Source organism: Actinomadura rupiterrae (genome assembly GCF_024172125.1).
Taxonomy (GTDB): Bacteria; Actinomycetota; Actinomycetes; order Streptosporangiales; family Streptosporangiaceae; genus Spirillospora; species Spirillospora rupiterrae.
In genome coordinates, this window is the sequence record NZ_JAMZEA010000023.1 from 24198 (window position 1) to 33991 (window position 9794).

General features: G+C 71.4%; 8 protein-coding genes and 1 pseudogene. 7 read left to right on the forward strand and 2 right to left on the reverse strand.

Annotated elements, in window-relative coordinates; translation table 11 throughout:
• Nucleotides 1-46: 46 nt before the first annotated feature.
• Nucleotides 47-1021, forward strand: coding sequence for an EamA family transporter (locus FHU30_RS45585; protein ID WP_253883974.1), 975 nt, complete (start codon nucleotides 47-49; stop codon nucleotides 1019-1021).
• Nucleotides 1022-1111: 90 nt separating this feature from the next.
• Here FHU30_RS45585 and lexA read toward each other — a convergent pair whose 3' ends face one another.
• Nucleotides 1112-1816, reverse strand: coding sequence for a transcriptional repressor LexA (lexA, locus tag FHU30_RS45590; RefSeq protein WP_253883975.1), 705 nt, complete (start codon nucleotides 1814-1816; stop codon nucleotides 1112-1114).
• A gap of 749 nt (nucleotides 1817-2565) precedes the next feature.
• Between lexA and FHU30_RS45595 the strand changes: the two genes are divergently transcribed.
• The 5 genes and pseudogenes from FHU30_RS45595 to FHU30_RS45615 all read left to right on the forward strand — a co-directional run bounded on the left by FHU30_RS45595 (nucleotide 2566) and on the right by FHU30_RS45615 (nucleotide 8580).
• Nucleotides 2566-2871 (forward strand): LysM peptidoglycan-binding domain-containing protein, encoded by a 306-nt coding sequence (locus FHU30_RS45595; protein WP_253883976.1) that lies wholly within the window; start codon nucleotides 2566-2568, stop codon nucleotides 2869-2871.
• A 262-nt stretch (nucleotides 2872-3133) separates the two neighbouring features.
• Nucleotides 3134-3577, forward strand: a pseudogene (gene nrdR / locus FHU30_RS45600) (transcriptional regulator NrdR); the annotation flags it as partial.
• A gap of 335 nt (nucleotides 3578-3912) precedes the next feature.
• Complete coding sequence (locus FHU30_RS45605) at nucleotides 3913-6741, forward strand: vitamin B12-dependent ribonucleotide reductase (RefSeq protein ID WP_253883977.1); 2829 nt, start codon at nucleotides 3913-3915, stop codon at nucleotides 6739-6741.
• 122 nt (nucleotides 6742-6863) lie between these two features.
• Nucleotides 6864-7472 (forward strand): hypothetical protein, encoded by a 609-nt coding sequence (locus FHU30_RS45610; protein WP_253883978.1) that lies wholly within the window; start codon nucleotides 6864-6866, stop codon nucleotides 7470-7472.
• A 277-nt stretch (nucleotides 7473-7749) separates the two neighbouring features.
• Nucleotides 7750-8580: an SAM-dependent methyltransferase gene (locus FHU30_RS45615; protein WP_253883979.1), complete on the forward strand. Its 831-nt coding sequence runs from the start codon at nucleotides 7750-7752 to the stop codon at nucleotides 8578-8580.
• A gap of 42 nt (nucleotides 8581-8622) precedes the next feature.
• Here the strand turns inward: FHU30_RS45615 and FHU30_RS45620 are convergent, their stop codons facing one another.
• Nucleotides 8623-9219, reverse strand: a complete 597-nt coding sequence (locus FHU30_RS45620; protein ID WP_253883980.1) for a TetR/AcrR family transcriptional regulator — start codon at nucleotides 9217-9219, stop codon at nucleotides 8623-8625.
• Nucleotides 9220-9323: 104 nt separating this feature from the next.
• Here FHU30_RS45620 and FHU30_RS45625 point away from each other — a divergent pair.
• The coding region (locus FHU30_RS45625; RefSeq protein WP_253883981.1) for a quinone oxidoreductase family protein at nucleotides 9324-9794 on the forward strand (471 nt) is incomplete at its 3' end.

Below are 9794 nucleotides of genomic sequence, written 5' to 3' on the forward strand. Positions count from 1 at the left end.
TCTCCCGGAGATCACACCTTCCTGTGGTCGATCTCCGGGAGGAGCGGTGGGCGAGGCGCTGGCTCTGGCGGCGGCGGTCTGCTTCGGCACGACCCACTTCCTGAGCGGCCTGCTGTCCCGCCGCGTGGACGCCACGGCGGTGGCCCTGGTCGCGCAGCTCGGCGGGACGCTCCTGATCGCGGTCGCCGCGCCGTGGTTCGCCGCCCCGCACGTCACTCCCGGTGACCTCGCCTGGGGCGTCCTGTCCGGGGTCGGGACGGGCGTGGGCGTCGTGTTCCTGTACCGCGCTCTGGGCGAGGGCAAGTTCAGCGTGGTCGTGCCGCTGAGCGACGTCGCGGCCGTGGCACTGCCCGTCCTGGTGGGCGTCTCGCTCCTTTCGGAGCGTCCAGGCTGGGCGGCCTGGTGCGGCATCGCCGCGTCCGTCCCCGCGCTGTGGCTGGTGGCGCGCCCTGCGTCCCCTCAGCCGGACGCGAGCCCCAGTTCGGCCCGCGCGGCCGGAACACGCGACGCGCTGGTGGCCGGGATCGGGTTCGCGCTGCAGTTCGTAGCGCTCGCCCGCGTCGGCCACGACTCCGGCCTCTGGCCGCTCGTGGCTGCACGCGCGATGTCCGTCGTGGCCATCCTGCCAATGGCGTCCGCCATGTGGCGAGCCCCGGACGAACCCGCAAGGCAACGCCACCTCGCCGCCGAGACCGTCCCAAACCCCCCGAAAGCCGACGCAACCCTAGGCCCCGCCCGCACGGACGAAGCAGCGACGCGAAACGCCGGGGCGCGGGTGGGGCGGGTGCGGATGGGGCCGGCCATGGTGGCGGGGGCGATGGGGACGGGGACGCTTGCGATCACGCTCTACACGCTGGCGACGCGCGAGCAGCTCATGACGCTCGCGGTCGTGCTGACCTCGCTGTACCCGGTCATACCGGTCGTTCTGGGTCTGGCCGTGCTGCGCGAGCGGCTCGGGCGCGCCCAGCTGGCGGGGCTGGGGTGCGCCGCGGCGGCCATCGTCCTCATCAGCCTCGGCTGACCCGTCGGAGCGGTCCGGGTCAGCCGGGCGGAGCGGTCCGGCCGGGCGGGGCCGTCCTCACGGAGGGTGGCCGCGCCTTGCCGGAGACCGCTACATCTTGCGCAGGACGGCGACGACGCGGCCGAGCACGCTGGCCTCGTCGCCCGGGATCGGGTCGTAGGCCGAGTTCGCGGGCATCAGCCAGATGTGGCCGTCGCGCCGCTTGAAGGTCTTCACGGTGGCCTCGCCGTCGATCATGGCGGCCACGATGTCGCCCTGCTCGGCGACCGGCTGCTGCCGGACCACGACCCAGTCGCCGTCGGCGATGGCGGCCTCGATCATCGAGTCACCGGTGACCTTGAGCAGGAAGTGCGTGCCCTCGCCGACGAGCTGCTTGGGCAGCGCGAACACGTCCTCGACGGCCTCCTCGGCGAGGATCGGGCCACCGGCGGCGATGCGGCCGACGAGCGGGACGTAGGCGGGCGCGGTGCGGCCGTGCGCGTCGACGACGCCGCCGGGCTGCTCGAACGTCTCGTCCTCGGTGCGGACGGGGGTGGCGCCCGGGACGCGGACCTCGACGGCGCGCGGGCGGTTCGGGTCGCGGCGCAGGTAGCCCTTGCGCTGCAGCGCGCGCAGCTGGTGCGACACGCTGGAGGTGCTGGTCAGCCCGACCGCCTCGCCGATCTCGCGCATCGAGGGCGGATAGCCGCGCCTGGTCACCGAGTCGCGGATGACCTCCAGGACCATGCGCTGGCGCTGGGTCAGGCCGCTCTCGTCGCTCGGGCCGTCGGGCAGCTCCCGGACCTTGCTGCTCATCGCTCGTTCGCCTCCCGGCGCGTCGCTCCGTCACTCCTCGTCACGGCACGATATCGCGGATCCGCTTGATGATCAAACAATTGTTCGAAGATGGTCCTCGATTTTCCCCCTCCGGTGCGCTACAACATCGTACATGCGTTCGATCGAAAACGTTTTCGATCAAGAGCGGCGACGGGCGGCACGAAGCGGCGGTGGCGAAGGGGGTCGACATGGCGGCGCAAATGCCTCACAGGGGACGGGTGGCGGCGGGCGATCCCGTTTGGCTGCGCCATAAGGGCCCGCGCCCCCGAAACCATTTGCGCCTCGTCCAACCCCCATCCGCGCCGGACTTCCCCGCTTCGCGCCCGCCCCGCTCCTGCAAACTGCCCGACGCGCAGTCCCTGCCGGATGCGCCAGATGCGCGCGCCTCGGACGACGCGTCCGCCCGCTCGGACGAGTCCCAGCGCCCTGACACATCGGCCCGCCCGGACGAGTCCCAGCGCTCTGGCGCATCGGCCCGCCCTGGCGCGTCCCCGCGGCCTGGCGCATCGGCTCGCCCGGACGTGTCCCCGCGCCCTGGCGCATCGGCTCGCCCGGACGCGTTCCCGCGCCCTGGCGCATCGGCCCGACCTGGCGTGTCCACCCGGCCCAGCGCTTCGGTCCGGCCCAACGCTTCGGTCCGGCCGGGCGCTTTGGCAGGGGCGGGCGCGTCCACCCGGCCTGGCGGTGTGGTCCGGGGTGGCGGGGCGGTTCCGGCCGGGGCGGTGCGGTTGACTCGGCGGGGGCGCGTCGTGGTGGTGCTGTTCGTAGCGGGGGTCGTGCTGCTCGCCTTGTGGGGGACGGGGGCGCTGTCCGCGCGGGCGGGCGGTAAGGAGCGTCCGGGACGTCCGGTGCCGGACGCCCAGAGGACGGCCTCGGTGGTCGTGCGGCCCGGCGACACGCTGTGGGGGATCGCCCAGCAGGCCGAGCCGGGCGCCGATCCGCGCCGGACCGTCCAGCGCATCCTGAAGCTGAACGGGCTGCCGGACGACACGCTCGTCCAGCCGGGCCAGCGCCTGCGGGTGCCCGCCGGCTAGGGGAGTGTTCCCGCAGGTGGGCGGGGGTTTTGCGGTCACGGTGGGTGATGGGCCGGGCGCGACACGCCGGGGGTGGGGGCCGGGAGCGCCGGTGTGACCAGGGTCTACGCGCGGGGTCGGTGTTCCAGGTTGCGCCGACGTCCGCCGCGCTCTACGGTTGACCACAACATCTAGTAGTTACACGGACGTCATTATCCACAAGTTGTGTCTTGTGCGGGCGGTTCCGTGGACTGGGTTTGACCGTCGGGAGAGGGAGGGACGCGTGCACTGCCCGTTCTGCCGCAACCCCGACACCAAGGTGATCGACAGCCGTTCCACCGACGACGGCGGGGCCATCCGGCGCCGCCGCTCGTGCCCGGAGTGCGGCAAGCGGTTCACCACCCAGGAGAACGTCCTGCTCATGGTGGCCAAGCGCAGCGGGGTCACCGAGCCGTTCTCCCGTGACAAGATCGTCGCCGGGGTGCGCCGGGCCTGCCAGGGCCGGCCCGTCGGCGAGGACGCGCTGGCCAAGCTGGGCCAGCGGGTCGAGGAGGCGCTGCGCGCGGGCGGTTCCGCCGAGATCCCCTCGCACGAGGTGGGTCTGGCGATCCTGGGCCCGCTCGGCGAGCTGGACGAGGTGGCCTACCTGCGGTTCGCCTCGGTGTACCGCGGCTTCGAGTCGCTGGACGACTTCGCGCGCGAGATCAAGGCGCTGCGCACGGCGGCCGGCGGGCCCGGGTCCGGGCCGCCGGGTGGCACGGGCGGCGCGGGTGGCACGGGTGGACGGCCGGACGCCGCGGGCGGACCGGCCGGCGACGGCGCGGGGGGACGTTCCCCCGGCGGCGCCGCGGCGGCGGCCGAGGCCGCCCCGCAGGGCGTGGGGGAGCGACCTCCCACGGGTGGCGGCGCGTCCCGCTAGGGGCCGCGCCGAGGATCGCAACAAGATCGCGAAAAACAGACTCTCAGCAGCACTTTTTCAGCGCCCGGGGCGGGATGAGGCGGCCCCTGGGCGGCGTTTTACCTGGACAGGGCCCGGCGGGAGGGCCCGAGAGGGGGAAGGTCATGACGGAGACGGTGAGCGGCTCGGCGGCCAAGCGCGGCAAGGGGGGCCGCAAGGGGCTGAAGGTCGAGCGGATCTTCACCAAACCCGGCGTGCATCCGTACGACGAGATGACCTGGGAGCGCCGTGACGTCGTCATGACCAACTGGCGCGACGGCTCGGTCAACTTCGAGCAGCGCGGCGTGGAGTTCCCCGACTTCTGGTCGGTGAACGCCGTCAACATCGTGACGTCCAAGTACTTCCGCGGCGCGGTCGGCACGCCGCAGCGCGAGCACAGCCTGAAGCAGCTGATCGACCGGGTCGTCCGGATGTACGTGACGACCGGGGTCGAGCAGGGCTACTTCGCCTCGGACGCCGACGCCGAGATCTTCGAGCACGAGCTGACCTACGCGCTCGCGCACCAGATGTTCAGCTTCAACTCGCCGGTGTGGTTCAACGTCGGGACGAGCGCGCCGCAGCAGGTCTCCGCGTGCTTCATCCTCTCGGTGGACGACACGATGGAGTCGATCCTCGACTGGTACAAGGAGGAGGGGATCATCTTCAAGGGCGGTTCGGGCGCGGGCCTGAACCTGTCCCGGATCCGCTCGTCCAAGGAGCTGCTGTCGTCCGGCGGCACCGCGTCCGGCCCGGTGTCGTTCATGCGCGGCGCGGACGCGTCCGCGGGGACGATCAAGTCGGGCGGCGCGACCCGCCGCGCGGCCAAGATGGTCGTGCTGGACGTCGACCACCCCGACATCGCCGAGTTCATCGAGACCAAGGCGCGCGAGGAGGACAAGATCCGCGCGCTCCGCGACGCCGGGTTCGACATGGACCTCGGCGGCAAGGACATCAACTCGGTCCAGTACCAGAACGCCAACAACTCCGTCCGCGTCTCGGACGAGTTCATGCGCGCCGTCGAGACCGACGGCGAGTTCGGGCTGCGCGGCCGCCTGGACGGCGAGGTCATCGAGACCATCCGCGCCAAGGACCTGTTCCGCGCGATGGCCAAGGCCGCGTGGGAGTGCGCCGACCCGGGCATCCAGTACGACGACACGATCAACGACTGGCACACCAACCCCGAGACCGGCCGCATCACCGCGTCCAACCCGTGCTCGGAGTACATGTCGCTGGACAACTCGTCCTGCAACCTCGCGTCCATCAACCTGCTGAAGTTCCTGCGCGCCGACGGCACGTTCGACGTCGCGAACTTCGTCAAGATGACCGAGCTGATCATCACCGCGATGGACATCTCGATCACCTTCGCCGACTTCCCGACCGAGAAGATCGGCGAGACCACCCGGGACTACCGCCAGCTCGGCATCGGCTACGCCAACCTCGGCGCGCTGCTGATGGCGACCGGCCACGCCTACGACTCCGAGGGCGGCCGCTCGCTCGCCGCGACCATCACGTCCCTGATGACCGGTGTCGCCTACCGCCGCTCCGCCGAGATCGCCGGTGTCGTCGGCCCGTACGCGGGCTACGCCCGCAACGCCGACGCGCACAAGCGCGTGATGCGCAAGCACGCCGCGGCCAACGACGAGATCCGCACGCTGGACGACATCGACAAGGCCATCCACACCGCCGCGACCAAGCAGTGGCAGGACTGCCTGAAGGCCGGCGAGAAGAACGGCTACCGCAACGCGCAGGCCTCGCTGCTCGCGCCGACCGGCACCATCGGCCTGATGATGGACTGCGACACCACCGGCATCGAGCCGGACCTCGCGCTGATGAAGTTCAAGAAGCTCGTCGGCGGCGGGTCCATGCAGATCGTCAACCTGACGGTGCCGCGCGCCCTCGCCAAGCTCGGCTACCAGCAGGAGCAGATCGAGGCGATCGTCGAGTACATCGCCGAGCACGGCCACGTCGTGGACGCGCCGGGCCTGCGCCCCGAGCACTACGAGGTGTTCGACTGCGCGATGGGCGAGCGCGCGATCTCGCCGATGGGGCACGTCCGGATGATGGCGGCCGTCCAGCCGTTCCTGTCGGGCGCGATCTCCAAGACCGTCAACATGCCGGAGCAGGCCTCCATCGAGGACATCGAGAAGGTCTACTTCGAGGGCTGGAAGCTCGGCCTGAAGGCCCTGGCGATCTACCGCGACAACTGCAAGGTCGGCCAGCCGCTGTCCGCCGCGGGCAAGAAGGAGGAGCCGAAGATCGAGGTCGTGACGGCCCCGGTCGAGGTGCGGCCCGTCCGCAAGCGGCTGCCGAAGCAGCGCCCGGCCATGGTCACCCGGTTCTCCGTCGCGGGCGCCGAGGGGTACATGACGGCCTCGTCCTACCCGGACGACGGCCTCGGCGAGGTCTTCCTCAAGCTCGGCAAGCAGGGCTCGACCCTCGCCGGCGTGATGGACGCCTTCTCCATGGCGATCTCCATCAGCCTCCAGTACGGCGTGCCGCTGGAGACCTGGGTGGAGAAGTTCACCAACATGCGGTTCGAGCCCGCCGGCATGACCGACGACCCGGACATCCGCATGGCGACCTCGGTGATGGACTACATCTTCCGCCGCCTCGCCCTGGACCACCTCGACTACGAGACCCGCTCCGAGCTCGGCATCCTGTCCGCCGCCGAGCGCGCGATGCAGGCCAACGGCGAGGACCCGGCGTCCCTGCACTCCTCCGACGCCGAGACCGAGCGCGAGACCCTGGCCCAGACCGCCGAGATCACCCGCGCCAAGGCCGAGCCCGTCGCCCCGGCGGTCCCGACCTCGCCGCACTCCTCGGTCGAGGTCATCGAGAGCACCCAGGGCCGCACCGCGGACGCCCCGCTCTGCCTCACCTGCGGCACCAAGATGCGCCCCGCCGGCAGCTGCTACGTCTGCGAAGGCTGCGGCTCCACCAGCGGCTGCAGCTGACACCCAGCAAGATCGTCAAGCCCCGTGCGGGACCGGTTCCGGCCGGTCCCCCACGGGGTTTCCCGTCCAGGTCCCCGTTAGGCTGCCTCGCCTGTTTTCCGGACGGACGAGGGGTTCTGCTTGTGATCACGCGCGTGGTGGCGGGGGTTGTGCTGGTGAGCGGTCTCTCCGGGCTCGCGGCATGCACCGATTCCGGTCATGCCGCGTCCGCGCCGCCGCGGACCGTCCGGCCGTCCGCGGCCGGCACGCAGAGCCCTGCGGCCAATGCGCGGGTGTGTTCGCTGATGGTCCGCCCCGAGGATCTCCCGCGCGGTATGGGGACGCTGCACACGACCCTGCCCGAGACCTGCGAGGACGCCGACGAGGACGCCGTCGATTACATGCCGGCGTCGAAGCGCGACCCGAAGTTCGTGAACGAGGTGGTCAAGCGCTTCGCCACCCCCGCTGAGGCCAAGGCGGGCATCTCAGGATTCATGGACATGTGGAACACGCCGTTCCTCGACCGCAAGGGCGCGTCGAAGGAGTTGGACGGCTCGTCCTTCGCGGACCTCGGGGAAGAGGTGCACCTCTTCGTGTGGCATGACGCTGCCGCGTACAAGAACCTCCTCAACGTAAGGAAGGGACGCCTCGTCGTCCATGTCGCGGTGCTGGATGATCGTTCGCTCTCCACCGCCGACTTCCACGCCTTCGCCCAGCGGGCGCTGACGCGCCTGGCGCCGCTCGCCACATGAGGTGCGCTGCGGTTTCGCCTTGGGGGTAGAACATGCCGTTGGGGAGCTGGTCGGGGTGGAGGACGCGCTGGTGGCTGGTCCGGGGGGTGTCGCGCTGCCGATCCGGTTCAGGCATGAAGGTGCGGAGTTGTGCTTCCAGGCGTCCGGGCGAGGGCGGACGGACGGTCTGATCGAGGGGTAAGCGGGGACGGAGTGGGCGGAAACGGGTGCGGGCGGTCGCCGGGGTTGGTTTACTGATCTTGGGTGTGGTCGGCGCACAGTGGGGAACGAGGGGAACATGGCGGAACCGGCAGAGCTGCCCTCCGCGCGGTCGGAGAAGTGGCGTCCGTCGGAGTTCGAGGAGCGGACGCCTTCGGTGGCCCGGATGTACGACTTCCTGCTCGGCGGGAAGGACAACCTCGGGGTCGACCGGGAACGTGCCAGGGAGGCGGTGGACGCCGATCCGCTGTTCCCGCGGGTCGTCCGGGAGAACCGGGCGTTCCTCGGACGGGTGGCGCGGTTCCTCGCCGAGGAGTGCGGGATCGACCAGTTCCTCGACATCGGCACCGGGCTGCCGACGCAGGACAACGTGCACCAGATCGTCCAGCGCATCAACCCGGACGCGAGCGTGGTGTACGTGGACAACGACCCGGTGGTGCTCGCGCACGGCCGGGCGCTGCTGGCGGACAACAAGCGGACCACGGTGATCCAGGCGGACCTGCGGGACCCGACCGAGATCCTGGCGCACCCGGAGGTGCGGCGGCTGCTCGACCTGGACCGTCCGGTGGCGCTGCTGCTGCTGGCGATACTGCACTTCGTGCCGGACGCCGCGGAGCCGCAGGCCATACTGGGCGAGCTGCGGGACGCGCTGCCGAGCGGCAGCTACCTCGCGATCACGCACGGCTCGCCGGACCTGCGCCCGGACGTGGTGCACCGGCTGGAGGAGATCTACTCGCGCACGGCCTCGCCCGCGCTCGCGCGGTCCCGCGAGGACGTGCAGGCGTTCTTCGGCGACTTCGAGATGGTCGAGCCGGGCCTGGTGTGGGTGCCGTGGTGGCGTCCGGAGCACGAGCCCGCGGACGACTCGGACCTGGTGTGGTTCCTGGGCGGCGTCGGCCGCAAGCCGTGAGCTGAGTTCGACGAAGGGCCGGGGGTCATTCCCGGCCCTTTCTCATTTCGCGTCCAGTTGCGCTGTGATCATTGCGCGGAGGGCGGTTTTCAGGCGTTCCGGGCTCTCGGCGGTGAGCCGGCCCAGGATCGGGCTGCTGTGCAGCGCGCCCAGCACGATGTGCGCGAAGGTCTCCGCGTCCACGGCCGGGGTCTCGGCGCGGATCAGCGCGCTGATATGGCCGTGCCAGAACTCGTAGACGGCGTGCGGGTTCGCCTGGCTCGCGTGGTACTCCTCGCTGGACGGCAGGGTGACGCCCGAGCGCGACAGCTCGGCGACCAGGCCCTTGTTGCGGCTGACGACGTCCACCATCGCGTCCATGAAGGCGAGCAGGCGGTCGCGGCCGGGCGCGCCCTCGCCGATCGGCGGCGGGCCGGTGCGGACGGCCTCCTCCAGCGAGTGCGCCCGCTCGACCATGAGCGCGAGCATCAGCCCCGCGCGGTTCCCGAAGCGGTGGAACACCGTGCCCTTCGCGACGCCGGACGCGGCGGCGACCCGCTCCATCGACACCTCCGCGGGCGGGTGCTCGGCCAGCAGCCGCTCGGTGGCGGCCAGGATCGCGCGCCGGTTCCGGGCCGCGTCGGCTCGTTCGGTGGCCAAGGGTGCCCCTCCCGTAGACAAGTTGACCGGTGGTCAAGTAGCGTCCAAGTTGACCGATGGTTCAGTTTAGTGGGCGGCCGGTGCTGCCGTCCGGAGGAGACATCATGCGACACGTGCGCTACCACGCCCACGGCGGCCCCGAGGTGCTGGCGGTCGAGGAGGCCGAGGTCCCCGAGCCCGGGCCGGGGCAGGTGCTCGTCCGCGCCGAGGCGATCGGGACGAACTACGTGGACGTCCAGATCCGGCGCGAGACCGACCCCGCGTCGATCTGGTACCGGGACCTTCCGGGCACCCTGACCGGGGACGTCGTCGGGACGGTCGTGCGGACGGGCCCGGACGTCGATCCCGGCTTGACCGGAACCCGCGTCGCGGCGCTTTCCGAGGACGCGTGGGCCGACCAGGTCGTCGTGGACGCCGACTGGCTCGTCCCGGTACCGGACGGTCTGGACGCCGCCGACGCGAGCCTCGTCCCGCTCGCCGGCGCGGTCGCGCTGGGCTGCCTCACCGCCGGACGCGTCGCACCGGGCGAGACCGTGCTGGTCACGGCGGGTGCGGGCACGATCGGGCACCTCGCG